Annotated in this window: 17 protein-coding genes; 13 read left to right on the top strand and 4 right to left on the bottom strand. The window is 73.2% G+C overall.

All coding sequences use genetic code 11. The features are described from left to right. The first annotated feature begins 101 nt into the window (after positions 1-101). A complete protein-coding gene (locus Aru02nite_RS04235) occupies positions 102-1,814 on the top strand; it encodes a sensor histidine kinase (protein ID WP_203655034.1) in 1,713 nt (570 codons plus the stop codon). Positions 1,815-1,846: 32 nt separating this feature from the next. Here the strand turns inward: Aru02nite_RS04235 and Aru02nite_RS04240 are convergent, their stop codons facing one another. Beyond that, positions 1,847-2,710 carry a universal stress protein gene (locus Aru02nite_RS04240; protein WP_203655345.1) on the bottom strand — a complete coding sequence of 288 codons (864 nt, stop codon included), beginning with the start codon at positions 2,708-2,710 and terminating at the stop codon, positions 1,847-1,849. Positions 2,711-2,879: 169 nt separating this feature from the next. On the opposite strand from Aru02nite_RS04240, the gene Aru02nite_RS04245 reads away from it, so the two are divergent. From Aru02nite_RS04245 to Aru02nite_RS04265, 5 genes are all read left to right on the top strand, one after another. Continuing rightward, positions 2,880-3,527: a response regulator gene (locus Aru02nite_RS04245; protein ID WP_203655036.1), complete on the top strand. Its 648-nt coding sequence runs from the start codon at positions 2,880-2,882 to the stop codon at positions 3,525-3,527. A gap of 256 nt (positions 3,528-3,783) precedes the next feature. Next, positions 3,784-4,317, top strand: coding sequence for a glyoxalase superfamily protein (locus tag Aru02nite_RS36425; protein ID WP_239076393.1), 534 nt, complete (start codon positions 3,784-3,786; stop codon positions 4,315-4,317). A gap of 123 nt (positions 4,318-4,440) precedes the next feature. After that, a complete protein-coding gene (locus tag Aru02nite_RS04255; protein WP_203655038.1) occupies positions 4,441-5,013 on the top strand; it encodes a dihydrofolate reductase family protein in 573 nt (190 codons plus the stop codon). A gap of 115 nt (positions 5,014-5,128) precedes the next feature. After that, positions 5,129-5,944, top strand: a complete 816-nt coding sequence (locus Aru02nite_RS04260) for an SDR family NAD(P)-dependent oxidoreductase (protein WP_203655040.1) — start codon at positions 5,129-5,131, stop codon at positions 5,942-5,944. 170 nt (positions 5,945-6,114) lie between these two features. Next, positions 6,115-6,549: a universal stress protein gene (locus Aru02nite_RS04265; RefSeq protein ID WP_203655041.1), complete on the top strand. Its 435-nt coding sequence runs from the start codon at positions 6,115-6,117 to the stop codon at positions 6,547-6,549. A gap of 495 nt (positions 6,550-7,044) precedes the next feature. Here Aru02nite_RS04265 and Aru02nite_RS04270 read toward each other — a convergent pair whose 3' ends face one another. Continuing rightward, positions 7,045-7,923 (bottom strand): winged helix-turn-helix transcriptional regulator, encoded by an 879-nt coding sequence (locus tag Aru02nite_RS04270; protein ID WP_203655042.1) that lies wholly within the window; start codon positions 7,921-7,923, stop codon positions 7,045-7,047. Between the two features lie 67 nt (positions 7,924-7,990). Between Aru02nite_RS04270 and Aru02nite_RS04275 the strand changes: the two genes are divergently transcribed. Then, complete coding sequence (locus tag Aru02nite_RS04275; protein ID WP_239076394.1) at positions 7,991-9,223, top strand: MFS transporter; 1,233 nt, start codon at positions 7,991-7,993, stop codon at positions 9,221-9,223. Between the two features lie 13 nt (positions 9,224-9,236). Here Aru02nite_RS04275 and Aru02nite_RS04280 read toward each other — a convergent pair whose 3' ends face one another. Further along, on the bottom strand, positions 9,237-10,514 hold the full coding sequence (locus tag Aru02nite_RS04280) for a metal-dependent hydrolase family protein (RefSeq protein ID WP_239076395.1): 1,278 nt from the start codon (positions 10,512-10,514) through the stop codon (positions 9,237-9,239). 690 nt (positions 10,515-11,204) lie between these two features. Between Aru02nite_RS04280 and Aru02nite_RS04285 the strand changes: the two genes are divergently transcribed. Continuing rightward, on the top strand, positions 11,205-11,843 hold the full coding sequence (locus Aru02nite_RS04285) for a TetR/AcrR family transcriptional regulator (RefSeq protein WP_203655043.1): 639 nt from the start codon (positions 11,205-11,207) through the stop codon (positions 11,841-11,843). Next, on the top strand, positions 11,840-13,216 hold the full coding sequence (locus Aru02nite_RS04290) for a phenylacetate--CoA ligase family protein (protein ID WP_239076396.1): 1,377 nt from the start codon (positions 11,840-11,842) through the stop codon (positions 13,214-13,216). The genes Aru02nite_RS04285 and Aru02nite_RS04290 overlap by 4 nt, the downstream gene beginning before the upstream one ends. Positions 13,217-13,248: 32 nt before the next feature. Here the strand turns inward: Aru02nite_RS04290 and Aru02nite_RS04295 are convergent, their stop codons facing one another. After that, on the bottom strand, positions 13,249-14,247 hold the full coding sequence (locus tag Aru02nite_RS04295) for an aldo/keto reductase (RefSeq protein WP_203655044.1): 999 nt from the start codon (positions 14,245-14,247) through the stop codon (positions 13,249-13,251). A 125-nt stretch (positions 14,248-14,372) separates the two neighbouring features. Between Aru02nite_RS04295 and Aru02nite_RS04300 the strand changes: the two genes are divergently transcribed. The 4 genes from Aru02nite_RS04300 (at position 14,373) to Aru02nite_RS04315 (ending at position 18,772) form a co-directional block, all read left to right on the top strand. Then, complete coding sequence (locus tag Aru02nite_RS04300) at positions 14,373-14,609, top strand: hypothetical protein (protein WP_203655045.1); 237 nt, start codon at positions 14,373-14,375, stop codon at positions 14,607-14,609. A gap of 115 nt (positions 14,610-14,724) precedes the next feature. Further along, a complete protein-coding gene (locus Aru02nite_RS04305) occupies positions 14,725-15,591 on the top strand; it encodes a hypothetical protein (protein WP_203655046.1) in 867 nt (288 codons plus the stop codon). 65 nt (positions 15,592-15,656) lie between these two features. Next, a complete protein-coding gene (locus tag Aru02nite_RS04310; protein ID WP_203655047.1) occupies positions 15,657-17,897 on the top strand; it encodes a hypothetical protein in 2,241 nt (746 codons plus the stop codon). Next, the gene (locus tag Aru02nite_RS04315; RefSeq protein ID WP_203655048.1) at positions 17,894-18,772 is read left to right on the top strand and encodes a hypothetical protein; all 879 of its coding nucleotides are present in this window, start codon (positions 17,894-17,896) and stop codon (positions 18,770-18,772) included. The genes Aru02nite_RS04310 and Aru02nite_RS04315 overlap by 4 nt, the downstream gene beginning before the upstream one ends. Positions 18,773-18,903 lie beyond the last annotated feature (131 nt).

An 18,903-nucleotide genomic window follows, 5' to 3' on the forward strand; every position in this document is an offset into this window, starting at 1 on the left:
CCCCCCTCCGGGTGAGGGCGTGTCCGACGTTTGCCCGATGTCTCCCCCGGAGGGTGGCCCGATCCCCACCACGCGGCACGTCCGCTCGGTAGCGTCGGACCATGGTCGGTACGCCGCCCGCTGGTGACCCCGAGCCGTCGCCCCGGTCGCTGGGCTTCCACCCGCTGTCCCGGGTGCGGCTCGACACCCTGCTCCAGGAACTGCTGGACCGGGTCGGCGAGGTCACGGCGAGCCGGGAACGGTTGCGCATCCTGCTGGACGCGGTCGTCAGCATCGGTACCGATCTGGACCTGCGCTCGACGCTCCAGCGGATCGTCCGGTCCGCCTGCGACCTCGTCGACGCCCGGTACGGCGCGCTCGGCGTGATCGACCCGAACCGGCGACGGCTGGTCGACTTCATCACCCTCGGCATCAGCGACGAGCAGCGCGGCCGGATCGGCGACCTGCCCAGCGGCCACGGCGTACTCGGGCTGCTGATCGACGATCCGCAGCCGATCCGGATGCCGGACATCGCGGCGCATCCGGCCGCGTTCGGGTTCCCCGCGAACCATCCGCGGATGCGCACGTTCCTCGGCGTGCCGGTACGGATCCGCGACCACGTCTTCGGCAACCTGTACCTGACGGAGAAGCGCGACGGCGACGAGTTCACCGCCGAGGACGAGCAGATGGTGGTGGCGCTGTCGGTGGCCGCGGGCGCCGCGATCGACAACGCGCAGCTCTACCAGCAGGCGCAGCGCCGGCAACGCTGGCTGTCCGCGACCACCGAGATCACCGCCGTACTCCTCGGCGAGGTGCAGCGCCGCCCCGCCCTGCAACTCGTCGCCGACCGGGCCCGCGAGGTCGCCGAGGCCCAGATGGCCCTGGTACTCCTGGCCGACGATGCCGCCCGGCAGCTGACCGTCGAGGTGGTGTCCGGCGAGGCCGGCCGCCCGCTGCTGGGTGCCACCGTGCCCGGCACCGGCGGCGCGCTCGGCTCCGCGCCGAAGGGTCAGGTGGCGCTCGTCGACGACCTGGCCGGGGTCGCGGACTGGGCCGGTTCCGTACCCACCGGGCCGAGCCTGCTCGTACCGCTGGCGTCCGGGCCCCGGGTGTTCGGCGCGCTCGTCGTGACGTACCCGAAGGACAGTCTGGGGCCGGCCGAGTCGGACGTGGCGCTGGCGGAGACGTTCGCCGGGCAGGCCGCGCTCGCGCTGGAACGGGCCCGCGCGCAGGACCAGCGCGAGCTGCTGGCGATCCTGTCCGACCGCGAACGCATCGCGCGCGACCTGCACGACGTGGTGATCCAGCGCCTGTTCGCCGCCGGTACGCAACTGGCGATCGCCGACCGCATCACCGTCAAACCCGAGGTACACCAACGGATCGACGCGGTCATCGACGACCTCGACACCACCATCCGGGACATCCGCGGCACCATCTTCCAGTTGCGCGGCGCGGAGTCCGGGCCGTTCCGCGGGGCGGTGCGCGGCCTGGTCGCGCAGGCCGAACAGTCGCTCGGCTTCGCGCCGCGCCTCACCCTCGCCGGCCCGGTGGAGACCCTCGTACCGGAGGACGTGCGACCCGACGTGCTCGCCGTACTCCGGGAGGCGCTGTCGAACGTGAGCCGGCACGCCGCCGCCACCGACGTACACGTCGAACTGATCGCGGAGCCGGGCCGGCTCGTCCTGCGCGTCACCGACAACGGCACCGGGATGGGCGAGGCCACCGAGACCGGCGGGCTGGCCAACCTGCGGCAGCGCGCCGAGGAACGCGGCGGCGCGTTCACCCTCGCCTCCGCGGCACCCGGCACCGTCCTCCGCTGGCAGATCCCCCTCTGATCGCTTTCCCTTGCGTACCAATGGATTGCGGGTCAGCGGCGGACGACGGCGACCGGGCAGGTGGCGCGGTGCAGCAGCGACCGGCTGGTGGATCCGAGCAGCAGCCCCGCGAACCCGCCGCGCCCCCGGGAACCGACCACCAGCAGGCGGGCGCCGGCGGACTCGCTCAGCAACTCGGGCACCGGGGCGCCGTGGGCGAGGACCGGACGCACCGACACGTCCGGGTACTTGACGCGCCAGCCCGCCAGGGACTCGGCCAGGACGCGGCGTTCCTCGGCGATGACCTCGTCGAGGTTGTAGAAGCGCGGGATCCGGTCGTGCTCGATGTGCGAGCCGGGCGCCGCCCACGCGTGCACGGCGACGAGTTCGACCCGCCGCCAGGAGGCCTCCTCGAACGCGAACCCGATCGCCGGCTCGGACAGTTCGGAGCCGTCCACGCCGACGACGACCGGGCCGATGCCGGGCTCCTCGTCCGGAACCACCACGACGGGGCCGCTGGCGTGCGTGGCGACCTGGGTGGCGACCGAGCCGAGCAGCAGCCCGGTGAGTCCGCCCTCGCCGCGCTGGCCGAGTACGGTCAGCGTCGCGCCGGCGCTCTGCTCGACCAGTACCTTGGCGGGGGTGCCGTCGACGAAGTCGCCGCGTACGTCGAGGTCGGGGTGCGCGGCACGGATCGCGCGGACCTCGCCGTCGAGCATCTCCCGGACCTGGTCGCGTACGCCGGCCTCGTCGGGCATCTCCGCCCGCGGAGCCACCGTGTACGACTCGACCGGCCAGCGGAACACGGTCATCATCCGCAGCGGCCGGTGCCGCAGTCCCGCGGCCTGCGCCGCCCACCGCACCGCGCGCCGGCTCGCCGCCGAGCCGTCCAGGCCCACGAGTACCGGATCCGTCATCGTCACCACCCCCGCACCCTCACTGTGCCCTGTCCCCCGGGTCTTTCGCACCGCAACGGGGGTAACGGCCGACAGGGTGGCCGCCGCGGGCGTTTCCGGACGCCCCCGGCCGGGGGAACCGTGCCGTTCGCGCTGGTCAGCGCGGTCGTACGCCGGTAGAAATCGAGACATGATCCGGGCGTACCTGCTGGACGACCACGAGGTGGTCCGGCGCGGGCTGCGCGAGCTCCTGGAGTCGGCGGGCGACATCGAGGTGGTGGGCGAGTCGGGGTCGGCCGTCCAGGCGGTGCACCGGATCCCCGCGCTGCGCCCCGACGTCGCCGTACTCGACGCGCGGCTCCCGGACGGCAACGGCATCGACGTGTGCCGGCAGGTACGGTCGGTCGACCCGTCGATCCGGGCCCTGATCCTCACCTCGTACGAGGACGACGAGGCGCTGTTCGCGGCGATCATGGCCGGCGCGCACGGGTACGTGCTGAAGCAGGTCCGCGGCACCGACCTGGTCGACGCGGTACGCCGGGTCGCGGCGGGCCAGTCGCTGCTCGACCCGGCCGTGACCGAGCGCGTACTGGACCGGATCCGGCGCGGTCCCGAGCAGCCGGACGAGCTGCGCGAACTGACCGAGCAGGAGACGCGCATCCTCACCCTGATCGCCGAGGGCCTGACCAACCGGGCCATCGCGGGACGGATGCACCTGTCGGAGAAGACCGTCAAGAACTACGTGTCGAGCATCCTCGCGAAGCTGGGCCTGCACCGGCGTACCGAGGCGGCGGTGCTCGCGTCCCGGCTGCTCCGGCCCGACGACCCCGAGCACTGACCGACCGCGGAATCCCCCGGTACTCCCGCGTGGCCGGTTAGCATGATGGCCGCACCCGCGCCCGACACCGGTGCTCATCGCAGCGAGCGTGGAGCGAGCCGGCGTCAGGAAAAGGCGGCCCGGTGCAGCCGGGCGCTCGCGCCTCCGGGTGTGGTGAACGCACCGACCGGACCACCGGCGGCGGCGCTCCGCCGACCGCGGCACCGACCGACAACGCGAGCATCGGCGGCACAGTCCGCGGGGAAGGCCGACTGCGATGACGTCTCCCACCACCGACCACGTCGAGCGGCTCGCCCGGCTGCTGCGCGAGGACCTGGCCGCCGCCGGGTTCGCCGTGCCGCACGGCCTCGCCCTGGAACTCGTCGCCCACCAGTTCGGCAGCCGCGACTGGACCGTGCTGGCCGCGGCGCTCGGGCGCACCGCGCCGGCGTCCGGGCCGGGCGTACCGGTGCTGCGGGTGATGTCGGTGCCGACCGCGTTGCCGTTCTACGTCGACTACCTCGGTTTCACGCTCGACTGGGAGCACCGTTTCGAACCCGGCCTCCCGCTGTACGTGCAGGTCTCGCGCGCGGGGACGGTCCTGCACCTGTCCGAGCACCACGGCGACGGCAGCCCGCACGGCGTCGTCTGGATCCCCGTCACCGACGTGTACGCGCTGCACGCCGAGCTGCGCGCGAAGCCCGACGCGCCGCTGCGGCCCGGGGTGGCGGCGGACGCGCCGGGCGGGCCGACGCTGGAGGTGATCGACCCGTACGGCAACGTGCTGCGGTTCGCGCAGGCCGCGGACTGAGGCGGGGCCGGGCGATGAGTTCACCGGTGCCGCGTCGTCTGCCGTGGTGATGGACGAACGGGCCGCCGCGGAGCGGGCCGGCGTGGGCGGGCACCGGCCACGAGATCATGAGGAGACACGGAGATGCGCACACTGATCAGCACGGCCTTCATCTCGCTCGACGGCGTCGTCGAGGCGCCCGGCGGCGAGAGCGGCTACCGGAACGCGGGCTGGACGTTCAAGGACGTCGAGTTCGTGCCGGAGGCGTACGAGATCAAGGGGCGGGAGCAGCAGGAGTCCGCGGCGATGCTGCTGGGCCGGGTCAGCTACCAGGCGTTCAGCCCGGTGTGGCCGGACATGGCCGAGTTCGCCGAGTACAAGGTGATGCCGAAGTACGTGGTGTCGAGCACGCTCGGCGACGGCGACCTGGTGTCGAACTGGGGCGAGACCACCATCCTGCGCAGCCTGGACGACGTCGCCGCGCTGAAGGAGACCGACGGCGGCCCGATCATCGTGCACGGCAGCGCCACCCTCAACCGCGGCCTGTCCGACGCCGGCCTGATCGACCGGTACCACCTGCTCGTGTTCCCGTTGCTGCTCGGCGCGGGCAAGCGGCTGTTCAGCGACACGGACAAGGACGCGCAGAAGCTCCGGCTCGTCGAGTCCGAGGCGTACTCCAACGGCGTCCAGAAGAACGTCTTCGACGTCGTCCGCTGATCCGTCACGCGGTCGGGTCGCTGCGGCGACGGCGCGCCGGGGCGTAGTACGCGAACCGGTCCCGGCGCCGCCGCGGTCCGCCTAGCGTGGTGCACGGGCCGGCGGCGGACCGGCCATGACCGAGCCGAGGAGCGCCGTGCACATCGACCTGTCCGGACGTACCGCCCTGGTCAGTGGATCCACCCAGGGCATCGGCCTCGCCATCGCCGAACGCCTCGCCGACTGCGGCGCGCACGTCGTCGTCAACGGCCGCGACCCCGGCCGTACCGACGCGGCGGCGCGTGACCTCCGCTCCCGGGTACCCGCCGCGGAGGTCACGCCGGTCGCCGCCGACCTCGCCACCGCGGCCGGCGCAACCGAACTGGCGCAACGGTTTCCCGCGCTCGACGTGGTCGTCAACAACCTCGGGATCTTCGGCGCCCGCCCGGCGCTGGAGATCGACGACGCCGAGTGGCTCCGGTACTTCGAGGTCAACGTGCTGTCCGCGGTACGCCTGATCCGCACGTACCTGCCGGGCATGATGGCGCGGCGGTGGGGCCGGGTGATCAGCATCGCCAGCGACTCCGCGGTCGTCGTACCGGAAGAGATGATCCACTACGGGATGACGAAGACGGCGCTGCTGTCCGTGACGCGCGGGTTCGCCAAGGCCGCGCGCGGGTCCGGCGTCACCGTCAACAGCGTCATCGCCGGGCCCACCCACACCGCCGGCGTCGAGTCGTTCGTGGCCGAACTCGTCGGTGACGAGCTGCCGTGGGACGAGGCGCAGCGCGAGTTCATGCGCACCCACCGGCCGCTGTCGCTGATCGAACGGCTCATCGAACCGGCCGAGATCGCCAACCTCGTCGCGTACCTGGCGTCCGACGCCGCGTCCGCCACCACCGGCGGCGCGCTGCGCGTCGACGGCGGCTATGTCGACTCGATCCTCCCCTGATCGTTCCCTTACGTAGCAAGGGATCTGTCGCGATCGGTGGACCGCCGACCGCGGGCGACGGGGCCGGCCAGGCGTGAAATCCGGGCCCGGCGGGTACGAGTCGGTCGACAGGGTGGACGCGACCCGGCGGTTGTACGTCGCGTCCCGCAGGCTCGGAGCTGGGAGGCGCGATGTACCGGACGATCGTCGTGGCGGTCGGCGGGTCGGACGACTCGACGCGGACGGTGGCGCACGCCGCCGACCTCGCCGCGGGACTCGGCTCCCGCGTCGTCGTCCTGCACGTACGGGCGATCGACGCCGACATGCCGGTACCCGGCGCCGTACCGACCGGAGCCACCATCGTCCAGGAGGACGCCCGCACCGCCGACGAGGTCGTCGACACGGCCCTCGCCGTACTCTCCGCCGCCGGCGTCACCGCCGAGGCCGACGTCGCCGACGCCATGCGCACCGAAGTGCCCCGGGCGATCCTCGAACTCGCCGGCAAGCACCAGGCCGACCTCATCCTCACCGGCATGCACCAGCGCGGCCTGCTCGGCTCCCTCGTCGGCAGCATCGGCGACCGCGTCGCCCGGCACGCCGACTGCCCCGTCCTCCTCGTCCCCTGAGCGCTCCAACCCTTCCGGTACTCCAGCGCCGACGCCGCGGGTCGGGTTCCGCCGGTGCGGGGTGGCTGCCCACACGGGCAGCAACGGTTGCCGGGCGTACCCCGTTGCAGGATGGATCCGTTTTCCCCCAACGGTTTCCGCACCGGGATGCCTCGACGTGAACCGACGCATCGAATGTTTCGGCCCGACCTGCGGGGCTGGATGCCACGGGTGACGGACGCCGCGGTGGATGCGACCGCGGGCTTCGTTGGTCGCTGGTTTCCGTTGCGGCCAACGGGGTTTGGCCGCGGGCGTGCGGTGACACCGGGGAATCGAGGTCGCAGCGCCGGTTCACGCGGGCCGCCGCGGACCGGATCGTGGTGCTGTCCGCCGGCCGCGTCGCCGAGTCCGGTACGCACGACGACCTGCTCGCCGCGGGCGGCACGTGCGCGACGCTCTGGGCGGTCGGGACCCGTCGAGCGCGATGCGCGTCGGGCCAGTCGAGCGGGGCGGGCGTCAGCGCCCGTCGAGGGCGTCGAGCAGGGTGAGCGCGTCGCCGACCGAACCGGCCGGGTCGGCGACCGGGTAGAGCACGCCGCGGACCGTACGGCCCCGGTCGACGAGCAGCGTCAGCCGCTTCAACCGGTCCACCCCGGCGGCCCGGAAGGTCGGTAGCCGCAACGCCGCCGCCAGCCCCAGCTCCGCGTCCGACAGCAGCGGGAACCGGATCCCCTCGTACTCCGCGAACGCGTCGAGCTGGTCGACCCGCTGCGTGCTCACCCCGCGCACGCTCACCCCGCGCCGCTCGAACTCCCCCGCCCGGTCCCGGTACGTCCGGGACTCCAGCGTGCAGCCCGGCGCACCGGGGATCGCCGACCAGCCCGGCGGGTACCCCTGGGTGTCGGGCGGGTACGCGCCGGGGAAGCAGTAGAGCACCGTCCAGGGGGTGCCGGCGACCGGGTCGAGGCCGTCGGAGCCGTGTCCGAGCCGCAGCTCCGGTACGCGGGTGCCGACCAGCGCGTGCGCGTGGCGTACCTCGGCGGAGCCCTCGGCGCCGGTGGCGGTGAGGCTGCCGTCGCCCGACACGTACCGCGTGCCCCAGTTCTGGAGGGCGATCAGCACGGGCAGCAGCCCCTGCCCCGCCGCCGTCAGGTGGTACTCGTGGCGCGGCGGATGCTCGGAGTAGCGCCGGGTGGCCAGGACGCCGTGGTCGACGAGCGCGGCGAGGCGCTGGGCGAGGACCTTGCGGCTGACGCCGAGGCCGGCGGCGAGCGCGTCGAAGCGGTGCGTGCCGCCGGCGACGTCGCGTACGACGAGGAGGGTCCACCAGTCGCCGACGACGCCGAGCGCCTGCGCGATCGCGCAGTCGTCGCCCGCCAGCTCGGAATACCGCATCGTCTCACCCCCGCCGCCCCCATTATAGTGAGTTCCCATTGGGAACTTACTAGTCGAGGGGTGGCCCGTGGCGACCATCGAACGAAAGCGTCACCGCGCGGCCACCACCTTCTGGCGGTACTGGACGGCCTCGACGGTCAGCAGCGTCGGCGACGCCGTCACCGCGGTCGCGCTGCCGCTCGTTGCCGTGCAGGTGCTGGGCGCCAGCACGTTCGAGGTCAGCCTCATCACCGCCGCCGGGTACGTCGCATGGCTGCTCATCGGGTTGCCCGCCGGCGTCCTCGTGGCCCGGCTACCGCTGCGCGGCACGCAGGTCGCGATGGACCTGGTGCGGGCCGCCGCGCTGGCGTCCGTACCGGTCGCGGCGGTGTTCGGGGTGCTGGGGCTGCCGCAGCTCGTCGTCGTCGCGCTCGTCGTCGGCCTCGCCGGCGTCGTGTTCTTCGTCGGCAACGCCACGCTGCTGCCCGCGATCGTGCCCGCCGGGCAGCTCACCGCCCGCAACAGCCTCACCTCCGGCACCCAGGCCGTCACCCAGCTCAGCGGGCCGTCGCTCGGCGGCATCCTGGTACAGGCGGTCGGCGGGGTCGGCAGCCTGCTCGTCGACGTGGCCAGCTACCTGGTCTCCGCGGTGCTGCTCGCCGGCATGCCGCGGCCCGCGCGCGACACCGCCGCCGTACGGCGCGATCCGCCGCTCGCGATGATCGCCGCCGGCCTCCGGTACGTGACGCGCCACCGAGTGATGCGCTCCTGCGTCGCCGCCGCGACCCTCGCGAACTTCGTGTGCGGCGCGCTGCTCGCCCTCACCCCCGTGTACCTGGTCCGTTCGCTCGGCGCGTCGGCCGGGCTGGTCGGCGTACTGGTGGCCGCCGAGGGGATCGGCAGCCTCGTCGGCGCCGCACTCACCCCGCGGCTCGCCCGCCGTGTCGGTACCGGTCGGGCGCTGGTGGGCGCGAGCCTCGCCGGTGCGGTCCTCGCGCTGCTGATGCCGGTCGCCGGGCACGGCTGGGGACTCCTCGCGTTCGCCGCTGGCAACGCCGGGTACGCGGGCGGGGTCGTGGTCCTCAGCGTCCTCACCCGTACGCACCGGCAGACCACGACACCGCCCGAGCTGCTGTCCCGGGTGATGGCCACGGTCCGGTTCGTGTCCTGGGGCGCGATCCCGCTCGGCGCGCTCGCCGCCGGCGGCGTCGCCACGCTGCTCGGCAACCGCGGCGCGGTGGCGCTGACCTGTGCCCTGGCCTTCGCCGTACCGGCGGTGCTGCTGGCCGGTCCGGTCCGCCGGCTCCGCGACCTCGACTGAGGACCGGCGTTCCTCAGAGCAGGTTCTTGTACAGCACGCCGTCCTTCATGCTGGCCACCAGCGAGGTCTCCGGGGTGGCGAGCAGGTCGAGGCGGTCGAGGGGGTTGCCGTCCACGAGCAGCAGGTCGGCGAGCGCCCCCTCGGCGACCACCCCGAGCGTCCCCGGGTACGGGTTGCGCGGGCCGCTCATCGCGAGCAGTTCCGCGTTGGCCGAGGTGGCCATCCGCAGGACCTGCGCCGGGGTGAACCAGCGGGTCATCTTGGCGAGCTGCGCGCCCTGCCGGGTGGCGAGCTTCGCGTCGAACAGCGTGTCGGTCCCCCACGCCAGGCGCACCTGGTACCGCTGGGCCAGCTCGTACGCGATGTCGGTGCCGTGTACGACGGCGAGCTGCTTGGCGCGGCCGGCGGGGCTCGGGATCGGGATCGCGTCCTCGTCGTCGAGGAACGGTTGCAGGCTCCACCACGCGTCCTTCTCGGCGATCAGCGCGACGGTCTCCTCGTCGAGGAGGTGCCCGTGGTCGACGCACCGCACCCCGGCGTGCAGCGCCTGCCGCACCGACCGCGGCGTGTACGCGTGGACCAGCACGTACGTGCCCCAGTTCGCGGCAGCGTCCACGGCGGCGCGCAGCTCCGGCTCGGTGTACTCGGTGACGTCGATCGGATCGTACGGGGAGGCGACGCCGCCGCCGGCCATCAGCTTGATCTGGCTGGCGCCGCCGCGGAGCTGTTCGCGGGTGGCGCGCAGGACCTCGGTGGTGCCGTCGGCGATCGCGGTGGCGCCGACGAGTTCGCTGTGCGAGAGCCAGCCGCACGACCCGCGCGGCGTCTCGTACGGGGCACGGAAGTCGCCGTGCCCGGAGGTCTGCGAGATCATCGCGCCGGACGGCCAGATTCGTGGCCCCGCAACGAGTCCCTCGTCGATGGCCTGCTTGATGCCGAACGTCGGGCCGCCGCAGTCGCGGGCACTGGTGAACCCGCGCTGCAGCATCTCGCCCGCCGCCACCCCACCCCGCACCGCGATGTACTCGGGTGCCGCGAGCGTCACCGCCGCGAGCGGCACCGTACCGAAGGCGATGTGGGTGTGCGCGTCGATGAGACCGGGCATCAGGACGCGGCCACCGCCGTCGAGTACGCGGGTGGTCGGGTCGGTGCCGGAATCGGCTGCGGTGGGCGCGATCGACCGGATCAGGTTGCCGGAGACGACGACGTCGCTCGGCCCGGACAGCGTGTCGGACCGGCCGTCGAACACCCGCACGTCCCGGAAGACGATGTCGCCGCCGGCCTCCGCCACGCGAACCCCCTGGTACGACGCCGTAGTTCCGTCGTGCCGACTCTAGCCACGGCGCGCCCCCGACCGGACCGGAACGCCGAACGCCGGCACCCCGCCCGTACTGTCCACAGTGGACTCAGTTGGCCGGGTGGGCGGCGTCGGCGGGCCGCGGGGGTGGGGGTGGCCTGGATCGTGCCGCCGAGCGCGGTGTCGGTGAGCACGCGCGTCAGGTCGGTGTCGAGAGCGTGGCCGGCGGCGTCGCGGACCGGGCCGGCGTCCTCGCGGCCGACCCAGGCGACGGCGGCGAGCCACGGCACCGCCATCGCCAACCAGACCGCGCACACCGGCTCGCCGCACCCACGGTTCGACGAGCGTCGAGATCGGTGTGGTTGAGCCGGTTCCGGTGGATCGCTGAGCCGTCAGGCTGACGTGGTCGGGGCGGAGCCGGCGGACTGTGGACTGTGGACTGTGGACTGTGGACTGTGGACTGTGGGGCAATTGTCGCTTTTCCTGATTGTTCAATTGTTCAACTGTCTCATTGTTCAACAGTTGGACAGTTGAACAATCGATTCCTGACTCACCGCATGCCACCGCGCGCGACACACGCCACCTCACGCCGCAACCCGCACCCGTCGGCCGCCGGCGCACCACCCCCAACCTCCGAACATTTTCCAGTAGCTGGAACTTTCCCGATGATGTACGTTGGTCGCCGTGGAGGAGTCCCGGCGTGACCGCAAGAAGCGCCTGACCCGGCAGCGGATCGTCGACACGGCGATCCGCCTGTTCGAGGAGCAGGGGTACGAGAAGACGACGGTGGCCCAGATCGCCGCGGCCGCGGACGTCGATCCGAAGACGTTCTTCAACTACTTCGGCACCAAGGACGAGGTGCTGTTCAACGACGTGCGGCAGGACCTCGACGTCTTGTACGGCGCGATCGCGGAGCGTCGTGCGGAGGAGGGGCCGGGTGAGGCGTTGGCGCGCGCGGTCCGGACGTACGCGGCGCACCGGCGGCCGAGGGTGCCGTCGCGCGGCGCGGTGGAGTTGTCGGCGGCGGCCCGGTTGGCGTTGAGCACGCCGGCGCTCCAGGTGCGCGGCCTGCACGTACTGCTGGAGTTGCAGCAGCGGATGGCGGAGGAGTTGTGTGCGGCGTTCCCGGAGCTGGATCCGGTGACGGCGGCGGCGATGACGGGCGCATTGTTGGGCGCGATCCAGCACGCCGGGTACGCGAGTGTCCACAAGGGACGGTCGCAGGCGGAGCTGTGGCAGGCCACGGAGCGGGCGGTCGACGTGGCGCTGCACGGACTGTTGGCGGCGGGCGGAACCCGCCCTCGGAAGGGACGGGCCCGATGAGTGAGGACATCCGGCGGTTCACCCGGGAGGCGCGCCGTACGGCCCGCCGGGACGTACGGGAGGGGCCGGCGGCGGTCGAGCGGCGGCAGCGGGAGCGCCTCGCCGACCTGGTGGCGTACGCGCGGGAGCGCTCGCCGTACCACCGGGAACTGTACCGGGGGCTGCCGGAGCGGGTGGCCGATCCGACGCTGCTTCCGGTCACGGACAAGGCGATGCTGATGGCGCACTTCGACGACTGGGTCACCGATCGGGAGGTGACGCGGGCGCGGGTGGAGGAGTTCGTCGCGGATCCGGAGCTGGTCGGCGCGCGCTTCCTGGACCGGTACCTGGTGGCGACGAGTTCGGGGACCAGTGGGCTGCGCGGGCTGTTCGTACTGGACGAGCGGAACCTCGCGGTGCCCAACGCGCTCGCGGCGCGGGCGGGCGGTGCGCTCGGCGCGCGTGACCTGGTACGGCTGGTGGTGCGGCGCGGGCGTACGGCGGTCGTGACCGCGCCGGGCGGCCACTTCTTCACCGTGGCGGGCACCCGCCGGTTCCAGCGGGACCATCCGCGGCTGGGCGGGCTGATGCGGGTGTTCCCGACCGACCGGCCGCTGCCGGAGCTCGTCGACGCGCTCAACCGGTACGATCCGGCCAGCATCGCGGGGTTTCTCAGCATGCTGACGCAGCTGGCGGCCGAGCAGGAGGCGGGCCGGCTGCGTGTCCACCCGGCGATCCTGATTCCCGGCGGTGAGACGTCCACCGCCGAGGTACGCCAGCGGCTCGCGGCGGCGTTCGGTGCCCGGGTGCGCGCCGCGTACGCCGCGACGGAGTGCGGGTTCCTCAGCGTCGGCTGCCCGGCCGGTTGGTACCACGTGAACAGTGACTGGGCGGTCGTGGAGCCGGTCGACGCCGACCACCGACCGGTACCGCCGGGCACGCCGTCGCACACGGTCCTGGTCAGCAACCTCGCCAACCGCGTCCAGCCGTTCCTGCGGTACGACCTCGGCGACAGCGTCGTCATGCGGCCCGACCCGTGCCCGTGCGGCAACCCGATGCCGGCGTTGCGGGTCGAGGGCCGCGCCGCCGACGTGCTGACCTTCTCCTCGCGTACGGGTGGGCGGGTCGGCGTGTCCCCCATGCTGTTCGGTACGGCGCTGGACCGGGTGCCCGGGGTGCACCGGTTCCAGCTGGTCCAGTCCGCGCCCGACACCCTCCTGGTACGGCTGGAGTCCGGCGACGGTGACGTGTGGCCCGCGGTACGCGACGCGATCGGCCGGGTGCTCGCCGACCGGGGCGCCGACGGCGTGACGCTGGTCCGCGCGGACGAGCCGCCGCAGCAGTCGCCGGGCGGCAAGTACCGGCGGATCGTGCCGCTCGCCGCGCGTACCTGACGATTGTCGTTGTGCCGCAGGCGATTCCGCCGTCAGCGACGATCCAGGGCGGCCTCCACGGCGTCGTGCCGCTCGACGCTCAGTGGCCCGTACGCCAGCGCACCGGTGTTGTCGTCGACCTGCCCGCGGTCCCGGAACCCGGGCAACGGTACGGCGCGCTCGTCGTGCGCCCAGATCCAGCCGAGCGCACCCTGCGCGAGGCTGCGACCGTCGGCGGTGAGCTGGGCGCGCACCGCGTCCAGCCGCCCCAGGTACGCCGGATCCGGTCGCCCGTCCCGGAACCAGCGCAGCCACTCCGGTTGCCGGCCGCGGATGTCGTCGTCCGGCAGCGTGCTCGCCGCGTCGTACCGGCCGCCGAGCAGGCCCATCGCGAGCGGCGACCGGCACAACACCCCCAGGTCGTACTCGGCGCACAGGTCCAGCATCGCCCGGTTGTCGTCCAGCACGTTCAGCTGGACCTGCATCGCCGTGCAGTGCGGGCCGCGGGCGTACCAGGCGGCCTTGACCGGGTCGTCGGTGCTGACACCCCACCACCGCACCGTGCCCGCCGCCACGCACTCCTCCAGTACGGCGACGAGGTCGTCGGCCTGCGCGGCGGACACGTCCGGCGTGTGGATCTGGTACAGGTCGATCCGGTCGCGGCGCAGCCGGCGCAGCGACGCGGCGAGCGCGCGCCGCACGTGCCCCGGGGAGACGTCGTGGCCGACCAGCCGCCGCCGCTGCTCGTCGATGACGTTGCCGAACTTGGTCGCCACCAACACGTCCGGCCGGTCGTGCAGCGCCGCACCCAGCAACCGTTCGCTGTGCCCCGCCCCGTACGCGTCGGCGGTGTCGAACAGCGTCACGCCGCGCTCGACCGCCCGCAGTACCGCGGATCGGGACTCCTGGTCGTCGGTGCCGGCGTAGCCGCGCGGTTCGCCGTCGACCGACATCGCGCCGCCGATCGCCCAGCAGCCCATGCCCAGGGCGCTGACGGCGAGCCCGGACCGGCCGAGCCGACGGGTCGTGGTGACGGGGTGGTCGGTGGTCATGTCGCGCTCCTGTTTCTGGACGCCGTGTCGCCGCCATCGTGCAACCTGGACCCCGCTCCAGGTCAACCACGGCCCCACCGTCCGGCCGATTCCCCGGTACGCAAACAAGGTGCGACGATCGCCGAATGTTCCGCCGTTCGATCACCCCGTGGCGTACCACGTCCGTCGGCGTCGGCTGGTGTGTCATGGGTCTGTTCATGGAGGCTTTCAGCGTGCCCAACCTCGAACCGTGCGGCATCGTGGCCGGACTGCCGGCGTTGGCCGTCGGGGCGTTGGCGATCGTGCGCGGCGTCCAGCTGCGGCGGGCCGGGTTCGGGTGGGACGACTCCGTTCCGCCCGCCACGTTCTGGGACGAAGACTGAGCTGGGATCGCGTGCCACACAAGGGTTTCCGGCGCTCGACCCGGCACACCCGGCGGTACGCGGCGGGCAACGCCTACAGTGGTCGGGGAATGCTGGTCCGGCGACGGGGTGCGTGATGACTGGGACGGACGAACCGCTGGCGGCGTGGCGGCGGCAGATCTTCTTCCGCCTGATGTACCTGGCGGACGTGGCGCTGGACGGCGAGGACGTCGACCTGGACTTCGGCGCCGACTCGCTGCGCGCGCTGGGTCGGGTGCTGGTCGACCGGTTCGGCGCGGGGTCGGCGCTGCCGGAGTGGTCGTTCGTCGAGGCCGCCGCGACGTACGTCGGGGAGTCGCTGCTGCGGCTGGCGGGCGGATCCTGGGGCTGGGCGGACGATCCGGACGGCGGCGCGCCGATCGTACGGGCGGATCCGGCGCTGGGGCTGGCACCGGTGGCGCCGGTGGCGCTGGTGATGGCGGCGGCGGGTGACGGCGGGCGGCTCGCCGCGCAGTACGAGGAGTGGCGGCGGGCGGTGTCCGCGCGGGAGACGGCGCGGCCTGGCTGGCATCCGGTCAAGGAACCGACGAACGCGGACGCCCCGTCGTCGGACTCGGCGCACCTGCGCGGCTGGCTCGCCGAGCGGCGCGCGGCGTTCCCCGACTGGGCGCGGCGGTACCCGGAGGTGCGGTGGGACTTCTCGCCCGAGTCCCTCGACGCCCTGGAAACGGTGCTGCGGCGGGAGGTGCGGTCGCCCGAGGCCCTGCACGACCCGGCGGCGCGCGCGTTCCGGGACGGTGCGGCGTGGTACCTGGGCGAGGTGCTGCGGCTCGGCCTCGGCGGCGAGTGGTGCTACGACGACCGGCTCGCCGCCGACGAGACGTTCGAGTACGTGGAAGGGGTGGGTCCGACGGAGAGCGAGTCGATCCCGGCGGTGTGGCTGGAGATCGCCCTGACCGAGCCCGGTGCGCTGCGCGCCCACTACCTGGACTTCTCCTCCTGATTCATCCTTGACGTTCCGTTTTATCCTCGTCGGTGGAACCGCGTTCCTCATGACGGGAGAACGTCGTGTCGCTCACCTCTCGCCGGGTCTCCGCCGCGGGCCTCGTGCTGGCCCTCCTTCTCGCCGTCACCGGACTGGCCGCCCCGGCCGCCGCGGCTCCCGCCCTTCCGCCGGAGGTGCCGTCCACACCGGGCACGCACTTCGCGAGCGCGCCGCAGAACCCGTCGTACACGTACCCGTCGTTGCGGTTCTGGCGGACCGAGATGCCGTGGGACTCGCCGGACCTGTCGACCGCGAAGCTGGCGCCGATCAAGACCGGGCGCACCGCGTACCGCGGGCAGGTGGGGTCGAAGAACCACCTGCTCAGTCGCTGGAAGATGTTCGCGCGCAAGGCCGGCATCCCGCGCTGGGAGACGCTCACCGACGAGCAGAAGCGGGCGTACTGGGAGGAGTACCTGGACGACTACGTCACGGTGCTGGACAACAAGGCGCGCGGGAAGGCGTTCGAGGAGCACTTCGCGAAGCTGGTCGGCCTGCTGCGTAAGGGATACCTGCTGGACGAGATGCTGCGCAAGCACTTCGGCGGCGTGACGGGCAACAAGCGCGGCGACGCGTTCCGGGCGGGATCGGGCGGGGTGCTGTTCGAGCTGAAGTCGGGCAGCTCGCCGATCGACCGCACCCAGGCCCGCTACTACGCCGAGTTCGCCGCGCGCAACGGCAAGGCTCTGGTGTACGTGTTCGGCAGCGAGCCCGATCCGAACGACCTGGCGTTCCTCGACAAGCTGAACCGGGAGATGGCCGCGATCAGCGGCCACACCGCCAACGTGTACGTGCGGAGCTGGCCGTCGACCGCCGTCCCGGTGCGGCATCCGAACGCGCCGCCCCCGCCGCCGGGCGGCAGCGGCGCCAGCGGCGGCGGGAGTACCCCGACACCGTCCGGTCCGGCCGGATCCCTTGCCGCGAAAGGACAGTACGACGCGGGCGGCGCCTCCGACGACACCATCGCCGGCTCGCCGAGTTCGGCCGGTACCGCCGCGGCGCTGGCCGACCTCGACCAGACGCTCGCCGAGGACCTCGGGTACGACACCCCCGCGGACGCGAACCTGCCGGTGCAGCGGCCCGGCGGGGTCGACTTCTCCACCCTGGAGCTGCGGTACGTGTCGGACACCTACAGCGGCGGGTACGGTTCCGGTCTGCAGTACGCGTACCAGGTGAGCGGCAAGCCCGGCGAGAAGGTGTCGTACGGTGGGCGCGCCGCGGCGCAGCTCGCCACCGACTCGTTCTTCACCTGGCTCGCGCTGCCGCCGAGCGCGTTCACGGTCAACCTCAACCCGGACGAGCCGGACCGCATCCTGGACCGCAGGTTCGCCACCACCGACGCCGGCCGCGTCCTGCTGGAGGCCGACTTCCGGATGAAGAAGACGGTCGCGAAGCTGATCAACCCGAACACCTCGACCGGCACGCGCTTCTGGGCCGGGCTGCGCGGCGAACGCAAGTGCCTGTCCATGCGGCAGTGGATCGTGCCGAGCACCGCCGTGGTGCACGAGGAGGGCGACCGGCTGTTCATCCTCAAGGCGCCGCTGGACGTGAAGATGGAGACGCAGTACCTGAAGTCGAAGGGGGTCGGCGGCACCGCCGGCTGCGCCGGCCAACCGAGCAGCGACACGCGGTACAACGAGGACCTGTTCCGGCGCACGATCCTGCCGAAGGTGCGGGCGTCCATCAACGGCGCCTCCGAGTACGCGGACCTGCGCCGGGTGTACGCCAGCCGGGTCGCCGCCGAATGGTACCGGGAGCGCAGCCGGACGCGGGCCACTGCGTACCGGAGCATCATCGACTCGGGGGACGTCAGCGCCTGGCCGCTGCGGGTCAGGTGGAGCCCGCAGGACGTCTACCACGCGTACGTGAAGTCCTACCGGGACGGCGAGTTCCGGGTCAAGCGCACCACCCGCCGCGGCAACTACCTCGTCACCAACGTGTACGTCTACGGCGGCGTCGACTTCACCCGCGTGCCGCGCGATCTCATGTCGAGCGGGACGTTCCGGCGCGACCATCCACACCTCGCCTCGGCCGCCGACGCGGCGCGGGTCGGCCCGGTCGCCGACACCACCGGCGCCACCTGGCTCGGCGGCAGCTCGGCGCAGCGCCCGCCGTGGGATCCGCGCCCCGCGCCCACCTCGCCGCTCGGCAACCCGTGGTTCTACCTCGCCACCGCCCTCCCCGTACTCGTGTGGCTGGTGCTCGGTTTCCTGCTGCTCGGCCGGCGCCGCCGCCGCTCCGGCCCGCCGACGGGAGCGCCGTCGTGACCGCGCCCGCCGCGAGACCGGACCGGCCGGCGGCCGTGTCGCTGGCGGCGTTCCTGCTCTCCGGATCCGCGGCGCTCTGGGTGTCCGCCGCCGTCGCCACCCTCTTCGCCATCCCCCAGTACGCCTGGCACGCTGGGAACGTGGCGCGCGACCCCGCCGCCGGAGCCGTACCGACGGTGCTGCTCGTGCTGTTCGACTGCGTCGCTGTGTGCGCCGCCGCGACCGCCGTCCTGCTCGCCGTGTTCGACGCCGGCGGCCGCACCACCGCCCGCATCCTCACCTGGGTGTACGCCGGGATCACCGCACTCGTCGCCGCCCTCCTCCTGCTCACCGACCCGTTCGCCAGCGTGGGCTGGCACCACTGGCTGTCCACCGGCGTCGCCGCCCTCACCCTCGCCTGTACGGCCGCCGTGACCGTGCTGCTCGCCCTCCCCCCGACCAACCGGTACGTCCGCGCCGTCCGCGCGGTACGGCTCGCCGCCCGGCGCCGCTGGCACCCCGCCCCGGCCACGCCGCGCCACCCGTACCCACCCGTCACCCCGCCGTACCGGCCGTATCCGTCCGCTGCGCCGTACCCGTCCGCGCCGCCGTACCCGACCGCTGCGTCGTACCCGTCCGCGCCGCCGTACCCGCCGAATGTGGCCTGTCCGCCGGACTCGGCGCATCCGCTCGCGCCGACGCATCCACCGTTCCCGTGGGGCCTGCCGCCGCGGATGGTGCCGCCTCCCACGACAGCACCGGCTGGCCCTGGCCCGATGCCACCGCACGGCCCGATGGCGCCTCCTGGTCCGCGGTCTCCTGGTCCGCGGTCTCCTGGGCCGACGCCGGAGCCGCCGGTGCTTCCGCCTTCACCGGATCCGTCGTCGGATCAGTGACGCCGGTGCGCCCATCGTCCTGAGCGGGTGCCGGGTGAGCGTGGGTGTGTTCCGGGTCGGCGTCGCCGTCGCGGTCGACACACGAATCGTCGTGATCCCCCGTGCTCCCCGACGGTGGCAGCGGATTCCGT

It is taken from the genome of Actinocatenispora rupis (genome assembly GCF_016861975.1).
In the GTDB taxonomy this organism is placed as follows: Bacteria; Actinomycetota; Actinomycetes; order Mycobacteriales; family Micromonosporaceae; genus Actinocatenispora; species Actinocatenispora rupis.